At 48.4% G+C, this 24,081-nt stretch carries 16 protein-coding genes; 6 read left to right on the plus strand and 10 right to left on the minus strand.

Going from position 1 to position 24,081, the window contains the following annotated elements:
* Positions 1 to 25: 25 nt before the first annotated feature.
* Positions 26 to 1,732 (minus strand): phospho-sugar mutase, encoded by a 1,707-nt coding sequence (locus tag PTW35_RS24350; RefSeq protein ID WP_281027836.1) that lies wholly within the window; start codon positions 1,730 to 1,732, stop codon positions 26 to 28.
* 211 nt (positions 1,733 to 1,943) lie between these two features.
* Positions 1,944 to 3,842: a DEAD/DEAH box helicase gene (locus tag PTW35_RS24355; RefSeq protein ID WP_281027837.1), complete on the minus strand. Its 1,899-nt coding sequence runs from the start codon at positions 3,840 to 3,842 to the stop codon at positions 1,944 to 1,946.
* 464 nt (positions 3,843 to 4,306) lie between these two features.
* On the opposite strand from PTW35_RS24355, the gene PTW35_RS24360 reads away from it, so the two are divergent.
* The 3 genes from PTW35_RS24360 to PTW35_RS24370 all read left to right on the plus strand — a co-directional run bounded on the left by PTW35_RS24360 (position 4,307) and on the right by PTW35_RS24370 (position 8,449).
* A complete protein-coding gene (locus PTW35_RS24360) occupies positions 4,307 to 6,307 on the plus strand; it encodes an exoribonuclease II (RefSeq protein WP_281027838.1) in 2,001 nt (666 codons plus the stop codon).
* A gap of 120 nt (positions 6,308 to 6,427) precedes the next feature.
* Positions 6,428 to 6,982, plus strand: coding sequence for a DUF1415 domain-containing protein (locus PTW35_RS24365; RefSeq protein WP_281027839.1), 555 nt, complete (start codon positions 6,428 to 6,430; stop codon positions 6,980 to 6,982).
* 240 nt (positions 6,983 to 7,222) lie between these two features.
* Entirely contained in the window at positions 7,223 to 8,449 is a 1,227-nt protein-coding gene (locus PTW35_RS24370; RefSeq protein WP_281027840.1) for a GGDEF domain-containing protein, read from the plus strand.
* A gap of 556 nt (positions 8,450 to 9,005) precedes the next feature.
* On the opposite strand, the gene PTW35_RS24375 is transcribed toward PTW35_RS24370, so the two are convergent.
* The 4 genes from PTW35_RS24375 to malE (PTW35_RS24390) all read right to left on the minus strand — a co-directional run bounded on the left by PTW35_RS24375 (position 9,006) and on the right by malE (PTW35_RS24390) (position 13,182).
* Positions 9,006 to 9,209, minus strand: coding sequence for a hypothetical protein (locus PTW35_RS24375; RefSeq protein ID WP_044620757.1), 204 nt, complete (start codon positions 9,207 to 9,209; stop codon positions 9,006 to 9,008).
* A gap of 239 nt (positions 9,210 to 9,448) precedes the next feature.
* On the minus strand, positions 9,449 to 10,339 hold the full coding sequence (gene malG / locus PTW35_RS24380) for a maltose ABC transporter permease MalG (protein ID WP_107297074.1): 891 nt from the start codon (positions 10,337 to 10,339) through the stop codon (positions 9,449 to 9,451).
* Positions 10,340 to 10,350: 11 nt separating this feature from the next.
* On the minus strand, positions 10,351 to 11,934 hold the full coding sequence (gene malF, locus PTW35_RS24385; protein ID WP_281027841.1) for a maltose ABC transporter permease MalF: 1,584 nt from the start codon (positions 11,932 to 11,934) through the stop codon (positions 10,351 to 10,353).
* A 66-nt stretch (positions 11,935 to 12,000) separates the two neighbouring features.
* Positions 12,001 to 13,182: a maltose/maltodextrin ABC transporter substrate-binding protein MalE gene (gene malE, locus PTW35_RS24390; protein WP_281027842.1), complete on the minus strand. Its 1,182-nt coding sequence runs from the start codon at positions 13,180 to 13,182 to the stop codon at positions 12,001 to 12,003.
* Positions 13,183 to 13,788: 606 nt separating this feature from the next.
* Between malE (PTW35_RS24390) and malK the strand changes: the two genes are divergently transcribed.
* The 3 genes from malK to PTW35_RS24405 all read left to right on the plus strand — a co-directional run bounded on the left by malK (position 13,789) and on the right by PTW35_RS24405 (position 16,222).
* A complete protein-coding gene (malK, locus tag PTW35_RS24395; RefSeq protein ID WP_281027843.1) occupies positions 13,789 to 14,898 on the plus strand; it encodes a maltose/maltodextrin ABC transporter ATP-binding protein MalK in 1,110 nt (369 codons plus the stop codon).
* Positions 14,899 to 15,014: 116 nt separating this feature from the next.
* A complete protein-coding gene (locus tag PTW35_RS24400) occupies positions 15,015 to 15,875 on the plus strand; it encodes an alpha/beta hydrolase-fold protein (RefSeq protein WP_281027844.1) in 861 nt (286 codons plus the stop codon).
* 164 nt (positions 15,876 to 16,039) lie between these two features.
* A complete protein-coding gene (locus PTW35_RS24405) occupies positions 16,040 to 16,222 on the plus strand; it encodes a hypothetical protein (protein WP_044620753.1) in 183 nt (60 codons plus the stop codon).
* A 103-nt stretch (positions 16,223 to 16,325) separates the two neighbouring features.
* Here the strand turns inward: PTW35_RS24405 and PTW35_RS24410 are convergent, their stop codons facing one another.
* The 4 genes from PTW35_RS24410 to PTW35_RS24425 form a co-directional block, all read right to left on the minus strand.
* Positions 16,326 to 19,160, minus strand: coding sequence for an amylo-alpha-1,6-glucosidase (locus tag PTW35_RS24410; protein ID WP_281027845.1), 2,835 nt, complete (start codon positions 19,158 to 19,160; stop codon positions 16,326 to 16,328).
* Between the two features lie 110 nt (positions 19,161 to 19,270).
* Positions 19,271 to 20,452: a maltose/maltodextrin ABC transporter substrate-binding protein MalE gene (malE, locus tag PTW35_RS24415; protein WP_044620751.1), complete on the minus strand. Its 1,182-nt coding sequence runs from the start codon at positions 20,450 to 20,452 to the stop codon at positions 19,271 to 19,273.
* 227 nt (positions 20,453 to 20,679) lie between these two features.
* The gene (locus PTW35_RS24420) at positions 20,680 to 21,867 is read right to left on the minus strand and encodes a potassium/proton antiporter (protein ID WP_281027846.1); all 1,188 of its coding nucleotides are present in this window, start codon (positions 21,865 to 21,867) and stop codon (positions 20,680 to 20,682) included.
* Positions 21,868 to 22,109: 242 nt separating this feature from the next.
* The gene (locus PTW35_RS24425) at positions 22,110 to 23,930 is read right to left on the minus strand and encodes an alpha-amylase family protein (RefSeq protein ID WP_281027847.1); all 1,821 of its coding nucleotides are present in this window, start codon (positions 23,928 to 23,930) and stop codon (positions 22,110 to 22,112) included.
* Between the last annotated feature and the right edge of the window lie 151 nt (positions 23,931 to 24,081).

The raw sequence follows: 24,081 nt of genomic DNA on the forward strand, positions 1-24,081 counted from the left end.
ACAATACCTCGCTGGGGAGACGACATTATTCCAGTGAAGCTTGATGCTTACGGATCAAATCATCCATTGCCTGTTGGGCATGCTGCTGAACATGGCTGAAACAATCTTCGTGGCTCATCGCTTCAACCACTTCGTAATAGCACTTGAGCTTAGGCTCTGTTCCTGATGGCCTGACCACCACCCGGGAACCATCATCGAGGTGATAAATCAACACATCACTCGGCGGTAAGTCTATCTCCTCAATCCGCCCATCGGCATGAATACGCTGCGACAGTTTCAAATCATCAATAATGGCCACCCCCCTTCCGGCAATATGGGTTGGAGGCGTTGCGCGCAAACTGTCACCTACCGGTGGCGACCCCGGTTGCAAGGCAATACTTCGCTGGGCATTGATATACAGGCCGTGTTCCCTGTAGATAGACTCAAGCTGGTCCCATACCGTTTTTCCTTTTGCCGCAAGCTCTGCTGCTAACTGGGCAAACGCTACCAGGGCAGACAATCCGTCTTTATCCCACACAGTATTACCGACGGTGTAGCCTAACGCTTCCTCATAGGCGAAAAGAAATTGACTGTCTGCGGTTTGCTTGTCCATTGCTACGTTGGTCAACCACTTGAACCCGGTCAACGTTTGGTAGAACACGGCATCCACCGACTCGGCGATTTTCTTAAGCAAGGTGGAAGAAACAATGGTGGTACCAACCAAATTTTGGGTCGGGGCAGCATGGGTCAGCAAATAATGCCCCAGCAAGACACCGACCTGATCCCCGGTCAGCATTTGGTATTCCCCTTCCTCCGTTCTCACCGCGACGGCAAAGCGGTCGGCATCGGGATCATTGGCACAGGCCAACATGGCTTGATGCTTATCGGCTTCTGCAATCACAAGATCCATTGCCCCCGGCTCTTCCGGGTTAGGGAAATTGACAGTGGGAAATGTCCCATCGGGCTCGCGCTGAGCGGCCACACTGTAAACTTTGCTGAATCCGGCATCGGCCAACAGTGATTCGGCCAGCTCCGCACCGACGCCGTGCATTGCGGTGTAGGCAAGACTCAGTGCCTCAGGCTGATGATGATTTGACAACAGCGGGCTATTATTTAGCGCCTTGCGGTATTCGGTATAGAAATCATCATTTAACCAGACCAGCAGCCCTTCCCGCTCTCCATCCTCTACCGAGTGTTGCGGTAACGGCTCTGCAGCGGCGATATCAATTTGACCGGCTATACCCGAGTCGTGGGGGGGGATAATTTGGGCGCCATTGCCCCAGTATACCTTGAACCCGTTATACGCCGGTGGGTTATGACTAGCAGTGACGACCACGCCTGCTGCTGCATTGAGGTGACGCACGCCAAAGGCGACGACGGGGGTCGGAGCCACATTATCGGTCAGGAAAACCTTGATCCCCAAAAACGTCAGCATTGCCGCTGCATCGTGAGCAAACTGACGTGAATCCGGACGGCCATCATAGCCAATGACCACACCCTTGATGGCAGACTGCGGCTCAACCTGCTGCAGGTACTTACCTAGCCCCAATGCCGTTTCTTGAATAACCAGCCGGTTCATCCGATTTGGTCCGGCTCCAACGATCCCGCGCAGCCCAGCAGTACCGAAGGCCAAACGCGAAGCAAACCGCTCAGCCAACTCCGATTGGTTATTAGCATCAACGAGTTTTTGAAGTTCTTTGCGTGTAACCGGATCAGGATCCCGTGCTAACCATGTTGAGACTTCTGGTTGCATGTCGACCTTCCCTTTTTAAGACCATTTGGGAAAGTATAGAGCGTGTGCCACAGGGAACAATCACCTCTGTCTTAAAAGGCAGACTTGGCATTACGGAGAGTAAGTCATTGGAAGGCGGTGCGTGAGCCGTGTTTTACAACTATAAAAAAATCCAGCTCCCTTAGGAGCTGGATTTGCAAGTCATCAAATTAGATTGTGTAATCTAGGTTGATTAATCTTCGAAGCGAGGCTTACGGTCGCGGCGAGGTGCGCCATGGTTACGCTCACCACGGAAGCTACCACGGTTATCACCACCACGGTTGCGATCGAAACGACGCTCGCCGTCACGACGTGGGCGGAAGCCTTCGCGGTTACCTTCACGGTTGCCATCGCGGTTACCACGGTAGCCACCACGGTTGCCATCACGGCCGCCACGGCGGTGCTCGCGAAGTACATCGTCAGCAACAACTACGGCTTTCGCTTCGTTCTGGCGAATGCGTAGTTTCTTAAGCTGTGCAGCCACTTCGCTGGTCATCTTCTTAGGAAGCTGAACATAAGTGTGCTCTGGAGCCAACTTAATCGCACCGATGAACTCTTTGCTTAGGCCCAGTTCGTTTGCGATTGCGCCAACGATATCTTTAACCTGAACGCCTTGCTCACGGCCAACCTGTAGCTGGTAAGTATCCCAGTCAGCAGTGTTGAAGCTACGACGCTCACGGCGTTCGCCACGCTCACCGCGTTCACCGCCACGGTCATCACGGCGACGCTCACGACGCTGCTTGTCACGCTCGATAGCAGCAATCATTGGGTCCGGACCTTTGTAGAACAGAGGACGGTTACCCTGCTGGCGCTTAAGCAGCATAGCGGCAAGTGTTGAAGCATCAACTTCAATTGTTTCTTGTAGCTTCTCTACCAGCTCAACGAAAGCTTCTAGGCTTGCTTCTTCTTTCTGTGCTTCTAGTTCCTGACCCAAACGGTTCAGACGTGCTTCAGCAACAGCGTCACGTAGAGGAAGCTGGATTTCTTCCATACGAGACTTAGTAACACGCTCGATTGTACGCAGCATGCGGATCTGGTTAGTACGAACCAATAGGATCGCTTTACCGTTACGACCAGCACGGCCAGTACGACCGATACGGTGGATGTATGACTCAACATCGAATGGGATGTCGTAGTTAAATACGTGCGTAATACGCGGAACATCAAGACCACGAGCAACAACGTCAGTTGCTACTAGGATATCGATAACACCTTTCTTGATGTGATCAACCGTACGCTCACGTAGAGACTGAGGAATATCACCGTGAAGAGCAGCAGCTTTGAAGCCGCGTGCAGATAGCCAGTCAGCCAGACGCTCGGTATCCTGACGAGTACGTACGAATACGATAGACGCATCAGTATCTTCAGTTTCAAGAAGACGCATCATTGCTTCGTCTTTCTCTACGCCTTTAACAACCCAGAACTGCTGCTCAACCTGAGATACAGTACGGTTTTCACCAGCAACGTCGATACGCGCAGGTTCACGCAGGAAACGGTCAACGATTTCTTTAACCATTGGCGGCATAGTTGCAGAGAACAGAACACGCTGTGCTGTTTCTGGCGCTTGCTCCATGATCCAAGTAACGTCGTCAACGAAGCCCATTTTCAGCATTTCGTCTGCTTCATCAAGTACAAACGTGTGTACTTCATCAAGGTGTAGACGATCACGCGTGATAAGGTCTTTAACACGGCCAGGAGTACCAACAACAATGTGGGCACCGCTCTTAAGGGCACGCATTTGATCAACGATAGAAGCACCACCGTAAATCTCTAGAACTTTCAGACCCTTAACGTTCTGACCTAGAGTCTTGATTTCAGCTGCTACCTGAATCGCTAGTTCACGAGTCGGAGCCATAACAATAGCCTGAGGCTTGTGCTGGCCAAGATCTAGTTTGTTTAGCAGAGGCAGTGAGAATGCCGCTGTTTTACCTGTACCAGTTTGCGCTTTACCAAGTGCATCAGTACCAGTAAGTAGAAGAGGAATAGACGCCGCCTGGATAGGAGTCGGCGCAACGAAGCCCATTGAGTCTAGTGCGGATAGTAGTGTGTCGGCCAGGTCTAACTGGCGAAATTCTGTAACAGATTCTTGCATTGGGATCCCAATAAATGATCTAACGTAAAACGGGGCCCCTTCGGCTATAAAACGGTTCTGCAACAGCAACCACAAGCTTGGGCCTCGACTATAGAGGCGCGCATTGTGCGTCATTACAAGATAAAAAGCCAGAAAAAATTGAGCACTGTCACAAATTAACCTTCAAGCACCTATTATTTATACAATAAGTGCAACAGGTCAGCCATTTCCGAGAAAAATTAGTCACTCATCGCATTTAAAACACATTTCAATTGCCCCTATTTGGCCGACTTTTGTTACAAATAGTTGCTTCAATTAACCGCTGAGCCTACTCAACTCATTCAACCCAGAGCAAATTATCGCAACCCCTGCATAATTTTCCCGTTAAACAAATATGATAATCCGATGTCAGCATAGGCTTGGCGCTTGGTTTTATGGACTGAAAACTTTATAGTGTGCGTGTTAACAACCTGAGACCGGGCATAATGTTTCAAGATAATCCTTTACTAGCACAGCTTAAAAAACAAATTCAGGAAACACTTCCTAAAAAAGAAGGCAGCATCAAAGCGACTGACCGTGGTTTTGGCTTTCTCGAAGTCGACAGCAAAGAGAGCTTCTTCATTCCACCTAACTATATGAAGAACGTCATGCACGGTGACCGTGTAATGGCTGTTATTCGTACCGAGAAGGAACGTGAAGTTGCCGAGCCGCAGGAACTGATTGAGCAGTTCATCACTCGCTTTATCGGCCGAGTGAAGCTCATTCGTGACCGCCTGCATGTCGTTCCCGATCACCCACAGCTAAAAGATGCTATTAAAGCACGCCCTGTCAAAGGTCTTAATCCTGAATTGCTGAAAGAAGGCGATTGGGTTGTTGCCAACATGACACGCCACCCGCTGGTTGGTGACAACAAGACTTTCTTCTGCGAGATCAAAGAAAAGATCACTGATAGCAACGACAAAATTGCCCCTTGGTGGGTCACACTGGCTCGTCACGACCTGCCAAATGCGGAACCTGCGCCGCAGGAAAGCTGGTCAATGCTTGAGGAAGGTTTGGAGCGTCAAGATCTGACCGAGCTGCCTTTCATCACTATCGATGGTGATTCAACCAAAGATATGGACGACGCTATCTACACCGTAGCCAAGGAAGACGGTAGCTTTGAAATCACGATCGCCATTGCCGATCCTACTTCCTACATTGAAGTTGGCGACAAGATGGATAAAGAAGCACGTGAGCGTGGCTTTACCATCTACCTGCCAGGCCGTAATATTCCAATGCTGCCACGTGAGCTCAGTGACGAGCTTTGTTCGTTGCTGGAAAACGAAAAACGCCCTGCCCTTTGCTGCCGTGTCAGCATCGACAGCAGCGGTGTTATCCAAGACGATATTCATTTCTTTGCCGCTTGGATCAAATCGCAGGGCCGTTTGGCTTACGACAATGTCTCTGATCTGCTTGAACACGGTGCTTGTGAAAACTGGGCGCCAAACGAAATCATCTTTGAGCAAATCAAGGCCCTTCACGGTTTTGCTAATGCGCGCAGCGACTGGCGTGCTGCCAACGCGGTGGTATTCCCGGACCGTCCAGACTACCGTTTCGAACTGAGTGAAGATAACGATGTTATCGCCATCCATACCGATCCTCGTCGTACAGCAAATCGTATGATCGAAGAAGCGATGATCACAGCGAATATTTGTGCTGGCCGCGTACTGCAAGAAAAGTTCGGATTCGGTGTTTACAACTATCACAACGGTTTTAATCCAGAAAAATTGGATACCGCGATGGACTTCCTGACCAATGCCGAAGCACCGTTTGAAAAAGAACAACTGCTGACGCTTGAAGGTTTCAGTGCACTGCGCCGTTGGTTGAACGCCCAGGACACGACATACCTAGACAACCGTCTACGTAAATTCCAAGCGTACAGTGAAGTAGGTAACACACCGGCAGCTCACTACGCGATGGGCCTTGATGTCTACGCGACCTGGACATCACCTATCCGTAAGTATGGTGACATGATCAACCACCGCCTACTGAAAGCAGTAATCTCAGGCCAAGAGCCTAGCCAAACGCCGGACGATAGCGTGGGCGAAGAGATCGCGATCCACCGCCGCAACCACCGTATGGCCGAGCGTGATGTTGCCGATTGGCTATATGTTCGCCTGCTAAAAGATGCCGTCAAAGACGCAACGGTGTTTACTGCAGAGATTTTCGATATCAACCGTGCCGGTATGCGTGTTCGCCTGCTAGAGAATGGCGCAGCCGCATTTATCCCTGCTCCTCTTATCCTCGACAACAAAGAGCGTATTGAGTGCAACGGCGAGCTAGGTATCGTCAACATCGACAAGATAAAAGAGTACCAGCTTGGCGACCAGCTTGAAGTAACCATTGCTGAAGTCCGTTCTGCGACACGCCAGCTCGTTGCTAAGCCAGTCAAGCAGTTCCCGGCACCGGAAGCAGAGAAAGCACCAGCAGAGTCTGCTGAAGCCTAATCTGTCGCCAAGTTCCAAATTAATAGGCCAGCGTTAGCTGGCCTTTTTTATGATATTCACTATAACAATACAGTTAACTAACTCTGCCACATTGCTCAGTGGCCCAACCAGAAGTCAGCTATGCAAAATACAAAAAACCAACGAGTACATCAGCAAGTCCAACAGTGGCTGGAACAGGTCGTCATCGGGCTAAACCTCTGCCCTTTTGCAGCCAAGCCCAATCGCAACCAGCAAATCCAGATCTTCATCTCCGAGGCGCAAAGCGAAGATATTCTGTTGGAAGAGATCTACCAGCAGTTCCAGAAACTCGATCGAACTCCAGTAGACGAACTGGAAACCACCTTAGTCGTAACACCAGGCCTCTTCGATGACTTTGCAGACTATAACCAATACCTTGACCTTATTGATGCGCTGGTCTTCCAGATGGGTTACCAAGGTATCTACCAGGTTGCGAGCTTCCATCCTGACTATTGCTTCCATGGCACTGAGCCCGAAGACGCCGAGAACTTAACAAACCGCTCCCCTTACCCCATTTTTCACCTGATCCGTGAAGAGAGCATGGAAAAAGTGTTAAAACACTACCCTGATCCTGAAGGGATCCCGGAGCGCAATATCGAGCGCGTTGAGGGACTTTCATCAGAAGAAGTAAGAATCTTATTCCCTTTCATCAAGTAGGCCATAGCTAGGCACGAGGCTTGAATATGCGTAGTGCCTTTTTTCTTTATGCCAATCTAGTGCTGATTTTTGACAGCGTTCACAACAAATATTGCTTAAACATTGCTATAACTTGTTAACGATAAGAACGCACGCACCTATGCGCTTTGTAGCAAAGTGTATATAATTAATAAGAGTAATTGCATTTCACATTATATGATCCGCCGTTTTTAACTTGAGCAAAGGTATCATCAGCAAGCAATGCAACTATTTTCACCCCCTATCTGGCGAAATGCTATTTCCCGATTTGGCTACCCCATCCTTTTGGCATTTATTGTGCTAGAAGGGTTGCATCATGCTTCACCCCTCTCTCCGCTGAATGAGGCGCTAGTCAAAACTCTACCATACATACTATTACCTGTTGCCGTCTTCCTTGGGGAGCTATTTAACCAATCGCGAACGTCATTGGCAGCAATATTATTACTATGTAGCTATCACATCATACAAACTTGGCTACAATCACCACTATCAATTCCGAGTACCAAACTAGCTTATACCTTACTTGCTGTCGCTCTTCCCTTGAATTTACTGTGGATTCATAGGTTGCCGGAACGCCGCTTGGTCACCCGCTCAAATATCTATTTTTTAGTTGCTGCTCTCTTACAGTTCATCGCCGCTACATTTCTCGTTAACTACTTAGCAAACTTTGACCTAACCCTGATATGGCAGCACTACTTAGTCAGCTTTCCACTCATATCAAAGCTGCCTGTTGCCATCATCTTACTGTTTGTGGCATCACTAACTTTGCATTCCATGCTGGTGTTAAAACGTAACCAACCCCATGATCACGCATTATTTATCGGTACGCTTTTTTCTGCGCTGACCTTCACCTTCTTTCAGTACAACATGATTTCGAGTGTTGCCTACTCGGTGTCATCTCTATTACTACTAACCAACCTTATCAGTTGCAGCCATGAGCTCGCCTACATTGATCAATTAACAGGAATTCCTGGTCGACGCTCGCTGGATACGGAACTGAAACATCTCGGGCGCACCTATTCTATTGCAATGATCGACATAGACCACTTTAAGATGTTCAATGACACTTATGGCCATAATACAGGAGACGATGTGTTACGCCTTGTCGCCAGCATCCTTGCCAAACAATCGAACAATGCCAAGGTCTATCGATACGGCGGTGAAGAGTTCACCATTATCTTCAAAGGCAGGACTCAAGAAGCCAGCTTGAGGTTTTTAGAGCAAGTACGCAAACAGGTTGAGAGCTATCCATTAAACGTTTTGGATCATCCCACAAGCGATAGTTCGGATGATAGCCAAAAATTATACACCCATATTACCGTCAGTATCGGTGTATCTGATAACCACAAAATGGATAGCCCTTACTCAGTATTGAAAGCCGCTGATCTGGCGCTGTATCGAGCCAAGTCCAATGGCAGAAACCAGGTTTGCCAGCGACTCCACATCTAGTTCGCCACGGAGTCGACGATGCATGAGATACGCGCATTCCTTTTAGACCTTAGCCTCAAAGCTGCCAAGTAAAAATCGTAGACGTTATTGAGGTATGAATACAAAAAAACCCGAACAGTTGTGTCGGGTTTTGGTTACTAAATAAACTTACTCTTTGTGCAAAGGTAAGCCCAGCTATGCAGCAACGCCAATGTCATTTGGAGCCCAGTTTACCCTAACAGATCGGCGGCCAAACCTTCGTTAGGCACTAGGCCCGGGAGTTGCTTGCCTAAGTGAAAAACAAGCATGTTGTTATTATTCATCGGGGCACTCATTTATACCCCACTAGAATGATTCTATCAGCACAAACTGGAATGTGGAACTATAAAGATGGCTTAAATAGTTAAAACCTATCATTTATTCAAAATTTTACTTTTTGAGCAAGTTGATAATAATAAACAGAAAGTCATCACAAAAAAGCAATAGGAAACATGATTATAGATTGACGGTTAATTGATATTTTATAAATAAAAAAAGTGACCATATTGATGATCACTTTTATAAGAATGAGGCAAATCTAATTGTTCGAGCCTTCCTTCATCTCTTTTTTAAGCTTAGTACATTCATAGACCGGAATGGCTGTTACACCCAATATCTTCCCTTCATACATACAGATTATTTGTGGTGCAGTCACTGTACTACCGCCACTGTGACCCGATGAAGAATTGGCGAAAGTAAATCCAGAAAAAGCAAGCATCATCAGAACAAGTATTGTTTTCATTAGAAGCCTCCACATATTTGGGTTTATTCACAACGTAAACCAACTTCTAAAGCGTAGCAGTTATTATCTGAAATAAAAGCACTATATCGCTTGGATAGGATAATATCCGCTTCCCTGCTTTACTGATAAAAATCACACTTACCACAATGACAAACACTCTGTAGCTGGAGTTTCCCATAAAAAAACCGGATGCCAAGGCATCCGGTTTGCGTTGCTACGTCAGGCAAAAAGTGGACAAATTACCCTTTCACACCACCTGCCGTTAGACCACCGACCAAGAACTTCTGGGCCAGCAGGAAGACAGTCGTAATTGGAATCGCTGATAGCACTGCGGCCGCCGCAAAGTCACCCCATAGGTAGTTCTGCGGGTACAGGTACTGCTGCATACCAACCGCTAGCGTATAGTTGCTTACATCCGTCAGTAGCAGTGAGGCTACTGGTACTTCAGTCACCACACCGATGAACGACAAGATAAATACTACCGCAAGAATCGGCACCGACAGTGGCAGAAGAACCAAGCGGAATGCCTGCCAAGGCGTTGCACCATCCAGTGCTGCCGCTTCCTCCAGTGAGCCATCAATGGTTTCGAAGTATCCTTTGATTGTCCAAACATGCAGGGCAATACCACCAAGGTAAGAGAAAATCAGACCACCGTGTGTGTTTAGCCCCAAGAATGGGATGTACTGGCCTAGACGGTCAAACAAGGCGTACAACGCAACCAGAGCTAGTACCGCAGGGAACATCTGGAAAATCATCATCCCTTTCAGGATAGTGCTCTTGCCTTTAAAGCGCATACGGGCAAACGCATAGGCACTGGTAGTCGACAGAGCGACAATGATGATAGAAGTAATACCTGCCACCTTCACGGTGTTCCACAACCACAGTAGTACTGGGAATGGCGGCGGTGTCACGCTACCGTCACTGTTAGTCACAGAGAAACCTAGAGCCAGTCGCCAGTGATCTAGGGTTGGGTTACTTGGGATCAACTCACCGCTTGCAAAGTTACCTTCACGCAGGGAGATGGCAACAATCATCAGTAGCGGGAAAATCGTTGCTGCCAGGAACAAACACAATCCAATGTGTGTTGCCCATACCCGATATTTTAATGACTTAGGTTGAACCATTGGCATGACGTCTCTCCTTAGTCCTGCTCAAGCTTAGTGTTGGTAAATTTCAGGTTAAGTAGTGCCATACCACCGACCAATAGGAAGATAACTGTTGCGATAGCACCGGCTAGACCGAAGTCCTGGCCACCGCCACCTTCAAACGCGATACGGTAGGTATAACTTACTAGCAAGTCAGTGTAACCTGCTGGCTCTGACGTACCGACCATATTCGGACCACCAGAGGTCAATAGCTGAATCATTACAAAGTTGTTGAAGTTAAACGCGAAACTTGCAATCAGTAGCGGTGTTAGCGGTTTAATCAACATTGGTAGCGTGATGTTGAAGAAGTTCTGGATTGGACCTGCACCATCAATGGCAGACGCTTCGTACAAATCTTCAGGAATCGACTTCAATAGGCCCATACATAGGATCATCATGTAAGGGAAACCAAGCCAGGTATTTACCAAGACCACCATCACTCGGGCCATGACCGGGTCTGAGAACCACGATGGCTTGATCCCGAACATGGCTTCAAGCAACATGTTTATCTCACCGAAGCTCTGGTTGAACAAACCCTTGAAAATCAGAATCGAGATAAATGACGGTACCGCATACGGAAGGATAAGCAACACACGGTATACACCACTGAATTTTAGTGGTTCCCACTGTACGATAACAGCAAGGATCATACCCAGAGCAAGAGTCAAAGCTACGGCGAGGAAGGCAAACACAACCGTCCAGATGAAGATACCAACAAATGGCTCCTTGATGCCGTCGTCAGTCAATACACGTTCGAAATTAGCGGCACCGACGCCGACGACGAATCCAGGTGAAATTGGTTTTTCGACGAACTCACCATTGGCATCAACAGGCTGGTAGAAGCCAATCTCATAGTTTGGCTTGAACAGCTGATTGGTCTCGTTGTTCAGTAGTGACTCGCCATCTTCCTGCAAAGTAAACAGCGGTGTTTCAGCCGCGAATTTACGCAGGCCACTCATACGAATGTGCTCACCGCTTGGCATCTCCAGTTCAACCTTGTTTAGGTTTGCACGGTTTTGCACGATAGTACGGATAACTTCTTTCTCGCCCTGCACCGCATCAACCTGATGCAGATTCATGAAGTCTTCAGCAGGCGGGTTGGAAATATCGAACACTTCCGAAGCCAAGAGATCACCATTGGATTTAATGATTAGCTGGTGACCGTTTTCAACCTTGTACAAATCGAAACCGTAGCTTTCCCCTGACAAGAAAGATCGTTGCTGCAGAACATTCTGCGCACGCTCTAGAGACAACTGGTTGGAGGCACTGTAGTTAGTAAATGCCAACCCGACCGTATAAATCAGTGGGAAGATAATGAAAATAATCATCCCGGCGATACCAGGATAGATATAGCGATGGGCGTAGGTTTTCTTACTACCAAAAATATAAAGAGCAAGAGCTGTGAGAACAACGGTAAGAAGCGCGAAGGGAATTTCACCCTGAGCGTACATTAAGACAGTAGCATAACCGTTAACCGTACCGATCATGCCTAGTAGTGACCACTTAAGCCACTTACGATAATTTAATTTCGAACTTTCCTGAGGCGAATCTAGAAGTTCTGCACCTTGAACTGACTGCATCTCAGCTCCTTGCTAGCAAAATGAAAAAATAAAGATGGGGAGAGTTACCCCTCCCCGTAAAACGTATTACTTAAGAATGTGACCCGCAGCGGCGTTTAGGGCATCATCAACACCCTGGCGGCCGTCAACAACGTTCTGGATTGCGTTACCCTGTGCGTACCAGAATGCGGTCATTTGTGGAACGTTTGGCATGATTTCACCGTTCATTGCATTGTCCATTGTCGCAGCAATGCGGGTATCTTTATCAAGCTTCTGCTGGAAAGACTTAAGCGCAACAGCACCTAGAGGCTTGTCAGCGTCTACTTTTGCCAGACCTTCATTTGTTAGTAGGTAGTTTTCGATAAACTCAACAGCTAGGTCTTTGTTAGGAGAAACTGCGCTGATGCCTGCAGTTAGTACACCAACAAAAGGTTTAGACGGGTTGCCGTTTAGTTTCGGAAGTAGCGTTACACCGTAGTCGATACCTGACTTCTCAATGTTGCCCCATGACCATGGACCATTGATTGTCATTGCAACGTTACCTTTGTTGAACTCAGCTTCAGAAATGCTGTAATCCATGTCTGGCGAAATAACTTTCTTATCAACCAGAGACTTGATGAAGTTCATGCCGTACTTCGCACCTGCGTTGTTCACACCTACGTCTTTCACGTCGTAGCCGTTCGCAGTGAACTTGAAGGCATAACCACCGTCAGCAGTCAGGATTGGCCATGTGAAGAACGGTTCTTTCAGGTTCCACATGATCGCTTTCTTGCCGTCTTTCTGAAGCTTCTTGTCTAGTGCTTCGATGTCTTCCCAGTTCTTAGGCGGGTTTGGAACAAGATCCTTGTTGTAAATCAGTGAAAGTGCTTCAACAGCAACAGGGTAGCCTACGTACTTGCCGTCGTATGATACTGCATCCCAAGTAAAGTCGATGATTTTATCTTTCATCGCCTGAGATGGGTTGATTTCAGCCAGTAGACCTGCTTTAGCATAACCACCGAAGCGGTCGTGGGCCCAGAATACGATATCCGGACCATCACCAGCGGCAGCAACCTGCGGGAAACGCTCTGCAAGGTTGTCAGGGAAAGCGACAGTGACTTTTACGCCTGTGTCTTCTTCGAACTGTTTACCTACTTCTGCCAAGCCGTTATAACCTTTGTCACCATTAATCCAAATGGTAAGTTGACCTTCTTCAATCGCTGCATGCGCAGATACTGAACCAAGAGCAGCAAGGGTACATAATGCGACTGTGCTGAGGACTTTCTTCATTGTTAACATCCTTCATGATTGTTATTGGTTGTATTGCAGAGGTCATTCCGCAATACAAATTTCAGTCTGTATCTTCCAACAGTATCAAGCACTCGGCATCATCCTGTGTCCTACGCCCCCACCCCCTAAGTGTGAAAAGCGTGATCTCCGTCGTTTCGCTTAGTGATGCAGATCTAATAACGACGGTTGATTGTGATACAGCGCACATACTAACGGGAATAAAAGCTCCCTTCAGCCCCTACAATGACAAAGTGTGATCTAAACACTCCTCCCCCCCTCATCCCCCTTTTTATTTATTGATAAGGAGGATGTTTTCGCGCTTTTTCTCGGCAAGAATACAACCATACCCACGGGGTAGTTGAAGACACTGTTCTTTTTATTAGGTAATGCGCTTTTGCACTAACCACTCTTTTTAAAGACGACAGCACCATTTTATTTCTTGGGGAAGTAGATAATTTGGATTTTGTCAGGGTAGACGCTGATTCCCTAGTGAATCGCGCTCTACCCGATTTTTCTTCAATTACACGGAAAAATTCTTTACCCGCAAGGCTGTACCCGAATAAGATGAGGCCTTGCTGGCAACAACAACTTAGAGGAATAGGCTCGATGGCGAGTGTTACTTTACGAAATGTATGTAAAGCATATGGAGATAACCTGATTTCGAAAAACGTTGATCTCGATATTGCTGAAGGTGAGTTCGTTGTCTTCGTAGGTCCATCAGGCTGTGGTAAGTCAACACTTCTACGTTGTATCGCTGGCCTTGAAGACATTACTTCAGGTGATTTGTACATCGGCGAAGAACGCATGAATGACGTGCCACCGTCTGAGCGCGGTGTGGGCATGGTATTCCAATCTTACGCACTTTACCCTCACCTGAACCTTTTCGACAACATGTCATTCGGCATGAAGCTAGCAAAGGCCGACAAGGAAGAAACCAAACGCCGTGTTGACCACGCCGCAGATATCCTTCAGCTAGGCCATCTGCTTGAGCGTAAGCCAAAGGCACTATCGGGCGGTCAGCGCCAGCGTGTAGCAATCGGCCGTACCTTGGTGTCACAACCTAACGTTTTCCTACTCGACGAACCGCTATCTAACCTAGATGCCGCGCTGCGTGTTCAGATGCGTATCGAAATTGCCAAGCTTCACAAGCAGCTGGGCTGCACCATGATCTACGTTACCCACGATCAGATCGAAGCGATGACCATGGCACAGAAAATCGTGGTCCTTGATGGTGGATATGTCTCCCAGGTTGGTAAGCCTCTCGAATTGTACCACTACCCGCAAAACCGCTTTGTTGCCGGCTTCATCGGCTCACCGAAGATGAACTTCATGAGCGTGTTCATCGAGCAGGTTGAAGACGAGCGCGTGATGGTTCAAATGGCGAATGGCAAAGCATTCTGGATCCCTGTAGACGGTACCACAGTGACCAAAGGCGACCGCATGTCTTTGGGTGTTCGCCCTGAGCACTTGGTACCAGAAGGTGAAGGTGATGCAACCATCGAGGGGACTGTACAGGTAGTCGAAAAACTGGGTTATGAAACCCAAGCTTACCTGCGCCTTGAGCACATGGATGCTGACTTCATCTACCGCCGTCCAGATACCATTGACGTTGATGCGGGCGATTCGTTCAAAGTCGATATCCCAGCGCACCGCTGTCACCTGTTCCACAGCGATGGCAAAGCCTGCCGCCGCCTTTACAAAGAGCCTGGTGTATAAAGAAACCTGTTTCCCCTCTTTTCACCAAGTAACTTAAAGTTTCTTGGCTAAAGCAAGCGCTGTTGATTAAACCAACAGCGCTTTTTTTATGCCTCGCCTACGGAGTAGCCATACCAATGCCTCTTGACCCAACCCAGAAAAACTATGATCCCGCAAGGATGATCGTCCATGAAAATATGCATATCCCCCAACTCGGCCGCAAACGCCATGTTCGTGTATACCTCCCGGCAAACTATGACAGAAGCTCACAACAGTTCCCTGTAATGTATATGCATGATGGCCAGAACGTATTTGAGCCAGAACTGTGTATAGCAGGCGCAAGCTGGCAAGTTGCAGAACAACTGGATGAACTTCAGGCCAAAGGAGAATCAAAAGGCTTTATCGTGGTAGCCATAGATTGTAGCCAGCTGCGAGGTCATCTAGGCCGCCGTGACGAATACTCACCTTGGACATTTGCTCCACCAGCAGTTCTGGCCAACTGGGAGCAAGCTATCGAGCCGCAGGGTGGCGATGGCGACGCGTACTGCGATTTTATCGTCCAGACCCTCAAGCCGTATATCGATAGTCACTACCGCACCCTGCCAGCGCGTGAATCAACCATCATTGCCGGCAGCTCAATGGGCGGGTTTATCAGCCTGTATGCGGCATTAAGGTATCAAGACACCTTCTCTAAGGCCGGCGTGTTCTCTCCTGCCTTCTGGTTTGCAGCTAAAGAGATGAGGTCATTCATTGAACAAGCTTGCATTGAGCGCCCCATAGAGATCTACATGGATATCGGTACCCACGAAACCAGCGATCCTGCTATCGATGGTTTCCCGGCCCTCTACCATGAGTTAGCGGTTGAATTTGCCGGCATTCTGAACCGCAAATCTCGCCAGCTAAAATGCCATTTCGACGTAGATAACGGCGGTATCCACAGTGAAAGTGCCTGGGCAAATCGATTTCTCACTATGGTAGAAAAATTCAATCTGGATTGATCCAAAACACTTTCAGGACAGTAGCAAGTGGAACAGGAGTCGAACCGCTCCTACACTAAAACTGAAACGACAAGTTGGTTGTACTGCTTCTTAGCCAAGCTAAGCCGCGAGCGGGAATAACGGCTTACTCAAGTAAGTACAACTTTCAAATGGAGGATCATCACATGAGCAGCCATGATCGGATCGAAGATATCGAACAACGCCTTCACATTGCTTACCAAGAGGGTAATTACCAAGAAGCCAGAGCCCTTGAAGCCAAGATGAAAAAGCTCAGGGGGCAACGTAACCTGTACGATGACAATGAGCCCTACTCGCTTGAAGGACGTACCTATATGGACTCAGAGTGAGTATCATGCTGCTCCTTCAGCCAGCTGACCGACGACCATACAAAAAGCGCTGCATTCGTGCAGCGCTTTCCTTTGCTCCCTGGGCGAACTTAAACCTGCTCCCTTAATCAGTCGCCTGTACAAGATCTGCATTTTCGACTTGCTGCTGCAGCACATGCTGCCCCTGTAGTACCGGGAACGCCAAAGAGAGATCCGGCTTGGCAAAGGCTAGATCACCAATAACGGCAGCATAGCTTGGTTGGATTTGCACAAGATCGCGTTGCTTACCGTTCACAACCACTGAGGCAACAGCAGGATCAAACTCGATCACTGCCGGTAATTCATCGGGCACGAGTACTAATTGGTACTTCGCCTTGTCTTGTGCCATCAAATGAAGGTCAAGCTGCACTGCCACAGCTTGGGAAAAACTAGTCTCCTTATAAGCCAGCTCAAAACGCTGCAAGCCTTGATCGGTAAACTGGTAACCAACAGATAATGCATTCGATTCACCGAAACGAAGCTCGGCATCAAACTGCTTCCAACTCGATGGCAAACAAGGAGCCAGTACTACCTTGTCTGCCAGTAACTCCGGCTTGAAGCCAATATAGTCCTGATAACCGTTGCGGGTAAACTCCGACACCGACCAAGCCTGGGCATAAGTCCCGGTTGTGGTTAACCCGCCCTCTTGATTCAAAAAGGCATCTAGGTTTTCGCTCATCGCCCCTCGATGACCAAGATACAAAATCTGCTCTGAAAGGTTCTTGGTTAGCTGATAGGCAAAATCCGCGTAACCATATTCGATCAGGCTTGAAACCGTAAAGCCGGCATTCCAGCCCCAGATTGTCCCGTTGTGGTAGGCGGCATCTTTATGGTATTCATCGCGATTGGCATGGTACGGGTGGAAAATCGGGTCATATTGCGACAGCGACGTGATGCCCCACGGGAACAACAACTCACTGACCGCATTCTTCACCACCTTGGCACCGATGTTCTTATCCAGTAACCCGTTGTCAAAAGGCACGGTTACCGTCATCAGCTGGTTGGATCGCACCTGAAGATCACGCTGATCATCAGCAAACAGGCGATCCGCCAGTTTTTGTTGTTCTTGATCCCAGAACAGCTTTTGGAAGCTTTCACTCACCCGTTCAGCCATCTGCTGATAATGCTCAGCGCTCTGCTCATCACCAGTCAGCTTCGCCAGTTCAACGGCAACCAATAGGCTGGTGAACCAAAGCGCCTGGATATCGTTAGCTCGAGTACCGCGGGCCGACCAAGGAAGCTTGCCTTCCAGCTTGGCATCCATCCAAGTGTCAGGGTCACGGTGGGTCATCAATCCGTGTTCATCCAGATAGTGCTTCTCGATACCGGCAATGTAGGTTTGAACCACAGGGTAGATAGCCTTGGCATAGCCTTTGTCACCGCTGTAACGCAAGTAATCCCACACCTCACGGACCATCCACGGCGTGCCATCCGTAGTGTTGTAGATGATGTTGGTTAGGCTGGTTACCCGGTTAGGGATACGACCAAAATTCACATTGGATTCATCGGCCAGCTGCATCGACGCAAAGTTATCAATGATGGTCTTGGCATCGGCAAAGTCACCATTAACCAGGGTGATCCCCGGCACGGCGATAAAGGAGTCACGCCCCCAGCAGTCTTTGAACCAAGGAAGGCCAGCCCAAATACCTTTGCCAAACTCGGTTGAAACAAATACCTTGCCTGCCGCCTTAGCCCACATCAAAGCACGGTTGTATTCACGATCAGAGGTCCAAACATAAGAGTGAGTCAGCATGTCATAAACCTGCTGCAAGTGAATGCTCACCCCATCCTGTTTAACCAGTGAACTCGCATGCGCAATCGCCTCTGCTTCCGTTTCTGCAAAAGCCAGATACACGGTCATCTCGGCTTGTGGGTCGGTTGACGTCAGTAACGGCTTCACATGATGGCCGCTCAAATGCACCTTGTTTTTGAGAGCTGGCGTCTCACCAAAAGTCGTTTCGCTAAAAGAGAAAGACTTGTTAGCACAAAGCGCAATAAACGACGGCGTACCCGCCTGGCGCAGCTCTTCAGACAGTGCGTACACCACACCACCATCAAATGCTTTCACCGATGAACTGTCCATCGCCAGGTTAAGCTGGGGAGCTATTGATAAAACAGCGGGCTCTGCCGACTTAACAGTAATCGCAGCGCTGCGCTGGCGACTGTCTTGCCCGGAAAACAACATGAAAGTTTCTTCTATGTCATTACCGGAACCACCTGTAAAACCGTGGGTAACACCATAAGGATAAATACGAGCTTCTTCGGCTATGGTTTTGTCATTAAGCACACCATCGACAAACGAGGCCATTGCACCAAGATACCAGCCTTGCTTGTGACGGTACTTACCCGCCGCGACATAGCCGTGGGTCACGCCATCAAAATAGCCGTCGATATTGTCACCGAACACAAACGGGGCGCTCTGCTCAACACTGATAGCAAGCTCACTAAACAATTGTTCAGGGCTTAGCACCTTGTTTCCTTTGCCAGTTACATCTCCTCTGCCAGCCTCGACCGAAAAGCCCGCGTCAAACAATGCCCGGTTCGGCTCGCTATCGAGGTTTTCGCCCCCAGCTTCAATCACCATTTCAACTTTGTCGTCCGACACCCTAACTGAAATCGTGTACAAACCGGTATCCGGTGCCATGAAGGTAAGATCGTTGCCGATCCCCTTAGCAGGGATCAATGTCTGTGGTTGTTTCAACTCACAGGCAACTGCTTTGTATTTATCCGCAGCAAAGCTAAATGCCTCAGTGCCTTGTTGATCGGATATTTTGAAGTTATGAAGATCGGCTGAAAAGCAAACTACAGCCTGGTAACAACCGTCACCAATATAGTTCATTGGTGTATCGTCACCCCAACCATTGAATGTCCCTTTAACATACAACGGCTCTGTAAAAGGCGCCTGTTCAATCGTGCTCACGTGTATTCCTTGGGTAGTCGTTAAGTACAAAAATGCGCAGACTCTACGAAGAGAGCTGCGCATGATGTGGATGTCTATCTGTTGCCAGACATATACTTGATTTAGTTGAATTAACGGATCTGAGAAGCCGCTGTATCCAATGCTTCCTGAACCGTCTGACGACCTAGAAGGGCATTCTCGATAGCCGCACCTTCAGCAAACCAGTATGCCGTCATCTCAGGGATGTTCGGCATGATTTCGCCGTTTTCCGCATTGGTCATTGTCGCGGCAATACGGCTGTCCTTAGAAAGCTCCTGCTGGAAAGACTTCAGCGTCACCGCACCCAATGGCTTGTCGTTATTGACTTTCGCCAAACCTTCGTCAGTGATCAGGTAGTTTTCCAGGAATTCAACGGCAAGGTCCGTGTTAGGGCTGGCAGAGTTGATCCCCGCACTCAATACACCAACGAATGGGTTAGACTTACCGCCATTCAGTGTCGGGAATACCGCAACGCCGTAGTTGATCTTTGATTTTTCTAGGTTACCCCAAGACCATGGGCCGTTGATGGTCATTGCCACGTTACCCTTGTTGAATTCAGACTCGGACACGGCGTAATCCATATCTGCTGACACAACACCTTTCTTAGAAAGGTCAACCAAGAAGCTCAGACCAGCAACACCGGCTTCGTTGTTGATGCCGATTTGCTTACCGTCAAAGCCTGTCTCGGTCTTCTTGAATGCATAACCGCCGTTGGCAGAGATCATTGGCCAAGTGAAGTAAGCATTCTTCACATCCCACATAATGGCTTTCTTGCCTTTGGCAGCCATTTGTTTTTCGATCTCGTACAACTCTTCCCATGTCTTAGGAGGCTCAGGAAGTAGGTCTTTGTTGTAAATCAGCGAAGGCGATTCCAATGCAATTGGGTAGCCGACTAGCTTACCTTCATAAGTTACCGCATCCCAACTGAAATCAACCAGCTTGTCTTTGAACGCTTGCGACGGTTTGATTTCGGTCAGCAGGCCAGATTTGGCATAACCACCGAAACGGTCATGTGCCCAAAAGATAATGTCAGGGCCGCCGCCTGTTGGAGCCACTTGCTGGAACTTGGCTTCCAGTGATTCAGGGTATTGAACGTTAACTTTCACCCCTGTGTCTTCTTCAAACTGGCGACCGACTTCGGCAAGGCCTTCATAACCTTTGTCGCCATTGATCCAAATAAGAATTTCACCTTCCTGCATGGCAGACGCCGCCATCGGAAATGCAAGCGCAGCGGTCAGAGAGCACAGAGCGAACGATTTCATTACACGTTTCATAGTAACTTCCAAGTTATTTTTATTCGACCCAAGCATTTTCCTCCCCCCATCTGCGATGAGCATCCTCCCCCGGCCTACGCCCCCCCTAAACTTGATTCAAGTCTGTGAATCTGAACACATTTTGTAGCTATTAAGTATCCTCCTCTTTGCTGCCCTCAATCAGCAACAAACAAAAAGGCGGTGAAGGGAACAACTCCTCCACCGCCCGGTTTACAAAATAACAAACGTTATTTATCCACCAGCCCCAATTTGTTAGACAGGGGCTCAATGGCCCACCCCTGCAGGACAACGGAGATCAGGACAATGAAGAACACCATATGCACCATTTCTTGCGAGCCCGCTACACCCGCAGATGCTGGGATCAGGGCAAATACAATTGGCGTTGCCCCTTTCAACCCGATAGCCGAGATAAAGAACTTCTTCTTAAACGATACTTTCCTAAACGGCAGGTAGCTCAGGAAAACAGCTAGTGGTCTGGCAATGAAAATCAGCGCGATCGCCGGAATAATAGCGGACCACATATCAGCGAATAGCTCTTTCGGGAAGAACTGCAAGCCAAGAATAATAAACATCAACGCTTGGGCAAGCCACGATAAGCTGTTAAAGAAGTGCTTACTCACCTCCCGCCCGCGTTTGAGTTCATTACCAATAAACACACCCGCGACATAAGACGACACCAGGATATTACCGCCTAACATGTCGCTGCCATAAGCGGCAATAAAGAAGCAGGCAAGAATAAACACAGGGATCAAACCGTATTCTTCAAGTTTGATTTTGTTAAGCAACCAAACGCAACTCCAACCAATCAGATAACCAGCACCAAGTCCAACGATGATTTGCTGGACAAGTTCGATACCTATTGAAAGCCCACTGACCTGCTGATTAGTATTCACTAACATTTCGGTCAGAATAGCGACCAGCAGCAACGCCACCGGATCATTGGTCGCTGACTCAAACTCCAAGATAGTATCGGTCGATTCTTTTAGTTTGAGCTTCTTCGATTCAAGAATAGAGAATACCGCCGCTGCGTCAGTAGACGAGACCACCGCGGCAAATAACAGGCAGGTTAAAATATTAAAATCAGTGATGTAGTAAAGTAGCCCACCGAAAATGAAGGTGGTGAACAGTACCCCGATGGTGGAAAGCACCCCACCCTCTTTATAAGCCACTTGTATGCTGGCTTTAGAGGTGTTCAGGCCCCCCACAAAAACAATGACATTCAGGGCTAACGAGCCGATGAATGACGTTAATGCCAAATCGTCATAAACAAAATTAAGCTCACCATTACCAAACAATAACCCAACGCCGATGAAAATAAGCAGCGAAGGCAGGCCCAGGGTTTTTGATGGGTGGTGAAGTAGGATCCCGATGGCAATCAACATCGCCATCCCTAACAAAATTAATTCTGTGCTCAATAGACTTCTCCCTACAACATAAATAAACAACAATCTGGTAACCCAAATTATACCATGCAGGCAATTGCTTAAAGGCTAATGTTTGCTGACAAATTGAAATTATTACTAAAATTGATGTAACCAAACGTTAACGCAATTTGTGAGCAATATTTGATTTTTTTGTTGAATGAAGAGTAACAGCTTAAAAAAAGGCCACATGACTGTGACCTTTTATTCGCTTTACAGCAGCGCAAGGCTTGCTGCTAGTTAGCTAGTGAGAAAGCAAAGCAATCGAGCGCCCGCACATCCAATTTTATACTGCCGAGGCCATTTTCCACCACCAGCAGCGCGTTAGCCGCATGATAGAGTTGCTCTTCCAGCTCATACTCGCCGTCCGCAATCTGCCACTGCCCTAGCAGCGACTCTGGCAGTGACAATGTCACCTCGCCTTTGGCATCGCCAAAATTCGCCAGCATGACTAGCCGCTCACTATCATCAAAACGGCTGAAGGCAAACAACTGGTCATCGTAACCAGCCCCATGCTGGCGGTTGTGGGTATGCAGCTCACAGTAATGTCCCATCAATGCGGGGCAGCTGAGCGAAAAATTCATCAGCCGCTGGTAGAAATCACGCAATCCGCGTTCTTCTTCTGTCAACTGACCGCCATCAAACTCACCATGGTTCATCCAGCGTTGATGATGAGGTACGCCGAAATAATCAAAAATCGAGGTACGGGACGCCAAACCAAACCCCGCATCTTCGGCGCCGGCTTCACCAACCTCCTGACCAAAATAGATCATAGTCGGTGACGTACTCAGCAAGGTGGATACCAGCATGGCTGGTTTGCCTTTGTTGGCATCACCCGCAAATTCCGGACTGGCTACCCGCTGTTCATCGTGGTTGTCCAGGAAGTGGAGCATATGATGCTCAATGTCCATCAGCTGCTCTTGAACCCCCACGATGGCATCTGTCGAGCCCTTGCCCTGCATCACCAACTTCAGGGTATCGTACAAGTCGACCTTATCGTACAGATAATCCATTTTGCCAAGGTGAATGTAGTCACGGTACAGATCTGGTTGATACACTTCCGCCATCAAAAAGGCTTCCGGGTTTTCCTGTTTAATGGCTGAGTTCATATAACTCCAGAACTCAACCGGCACCATCTCGGCCATGTCATAGCGGAAACCGTCTACCCCCATAGCCAGCCAGTAGAGCGCGACATCACGGAACTTAATCCAGGAATCCGGCACCTCTTTATCCTGCCAGAAGGCAAAATGCGCGGCGTGGCCTTGGGTGTCGAAACCGGCAGGCAGCTCGTCGAAATCCTTACTGCCGTCAGGGCGGATGCCATAGTTGACCTTGACGGTTTCATACCAGTCATCGAACTCCGGCTGGGCCAAACGCGAGCCGTTACCTGTCCACTTGGCCGGTGTTTCTTCAAAAGGCGTTGCCAGCGAAGGATGCGACTCCCCCCCTAAAGGCAAGTATCCGTCTTTTGCGACCGGAACCGTAAAGCGCTCGCCCGGAATGTAATAGAAGTTGTTATGTTTGTGATAAGCCACACTGGTGTCATCTGAGGCACCGAAATCCTCCACACCGTCAGGGTTTGTCAGACTCCGGTAACGCCTTGCCACATGGTTAGGGACAATATCAATAATCACCTTCAAGCCGTGTCTGTGCGAGCGTTCGATAAGTGCTCTGAACTCTTCAAGCCGGTTAGCCGGATCAAGAGCCAGATCTGGGTTCACATTGTAGTAATCCTTGACGGCATACGGTGATCCCGCGCGACCTTTGACCACACTGGGATGATCATTGCCGATACCGTAGGCGGTGTAATCACGCACCAAGGCATGGTGCGGCACCCCGGTATACCAAATGTGGGTCACACCCAGTGCCTTGATTTCGCTCAGTGCCTTGTCGGTGAAATCGGCAAACTTGCCCACACCGTTTTCTTCCAGCGTGCCCCAAGGCTTATTGGTGGCGTTGGTATTACCAAACAAACGAGTGAATACCTGGTAAACCACTTCTTTGTTTTTCTTACCCGTCGTCTGTTGAGTACGAGATGAATGCGTAAAATCTGTCATGAAAATAACTCAATACAAGCAAATAGAATGGTCACCAAAAATCATCAAGATTTTTGAGTATAGATAAGAGAACGGGCAGACGAATGCCTGCCCGATATACCCAATATGCTGCAAAATGAGGATTCGAATAACACCTTGCTCTGGTGGGTAT

Source organism: Photobacterium sp. DA100, from assembly GCF_029223585.1.
Taxonomy (GTDB): domain Bacteria; phylum Pseudomonadota; class Gammaproteobacteria; order Enterobacterales; family Vibrionaceae; genus Photobacterium.

What these genes read in the sequence shown, in the direction of transcription:
- PTW35_RS24350 (WP_281027836.1), bottom strand. Translation starts at nt 1,732, where the DNA reads ATGCAACCAGAAGTCTCAACATGGTTAGCACGGGATCCTGATCCGGTT.
- PTW35_RS24355 (WP_281027837.1), bottom strand. Translation starts at nt 3,842, where the DNA reads ATGCAAGAATCTGTTACAGAATTTCGCCAGTTAGACCTGGCCGACACA.
- PTW35_RS24360 (WP_281027838.1), top strand. Translation starts at nt 4,307, where the DNA reads ATGTTTCAAGATAATCCTTTACTAGCACAGCTTAAAAAACAAATTCAG.
- PTW35_RS24365 (WP_281027839.1), top strand. Translation starts at nt 6,428, where the DNA reads ATGCAAAATACAAAAAACCAACGAGTACATCAGCAAGTCCAACAGTGG.
- PTW35_RS24370 (WP_281027840.1), top strand. Translation starts at nt 7,223, where the DNA reads ATGCAACTATTTTCACCCCCTATCTGGCGAAATGCTATTTCCCGATTT.
- PTW35_RS24375 (WP_044620757.1), bottom strand. Translation starts at nt 9,209, where the DNA reads ATGAAAACAATACTTGTTCTGATGATGCTTGCTTTTTCTGGATTTACT.
- malG (WP_107297074.1), bottom strand. Translation starts at nt 10,339, where the DNA reads ATGCCAATGGTTCAACCTAAGTCATTAAAATATCGGGTATGGGCAACA.
- malF (WP_281027841.1), bottom strand. Translation starts at nt 11,934, where the DNA reads ATGCAGTCAGTTCAAGGTGCAGAACTTCTAGATTCGCCTCAGGAAAGT.
- malE (WP_281027842.1), bottom strand. Translation starts at nt 13,182, where the DNA reads ATGAAGAAAGTCCTCAGCACAGTCGCATTATGTACCCTTGCTGCTCTT.
- malK (WP_281027843.1), top strand. Translation starts at nt 13,789, where the DNA reads ATGGCGAGTGTTACTTTACGAAATGTATGTAAAGCATATGGAGATAAC.
- PTW35_RS24400 (WP_281027844.1), top strand. Translation starts at nt 15,015, where the DNA reads ATGCCTCTTGACCCAACCCAGAAAAACTATGATCCCGCAAGGATGATC.
- PTW35_RS24405 (WP_044620753.1), top strand. Translation starts at nt 16,040, where the DNA reads ATGAGCAGCCATGATCGGATCGAAGATATCGAACAACGCCTTCACATT.
- malE (WP_044620751.1), bottom strand. Translation starts at nt 20,452, where the DNA reads ATGAAACGTGTAATGAAATCGTTCGCTCTGTGCTCTCTGACCGCTGCG.
- PTW35_RS24425 (WP_281027847.1), bottom strand. Translation starts at nt 23,930, where the DNA reads ATGACAGATTTTACGCATTCATCTCGTACTCAACAGACGACGGGTAAG.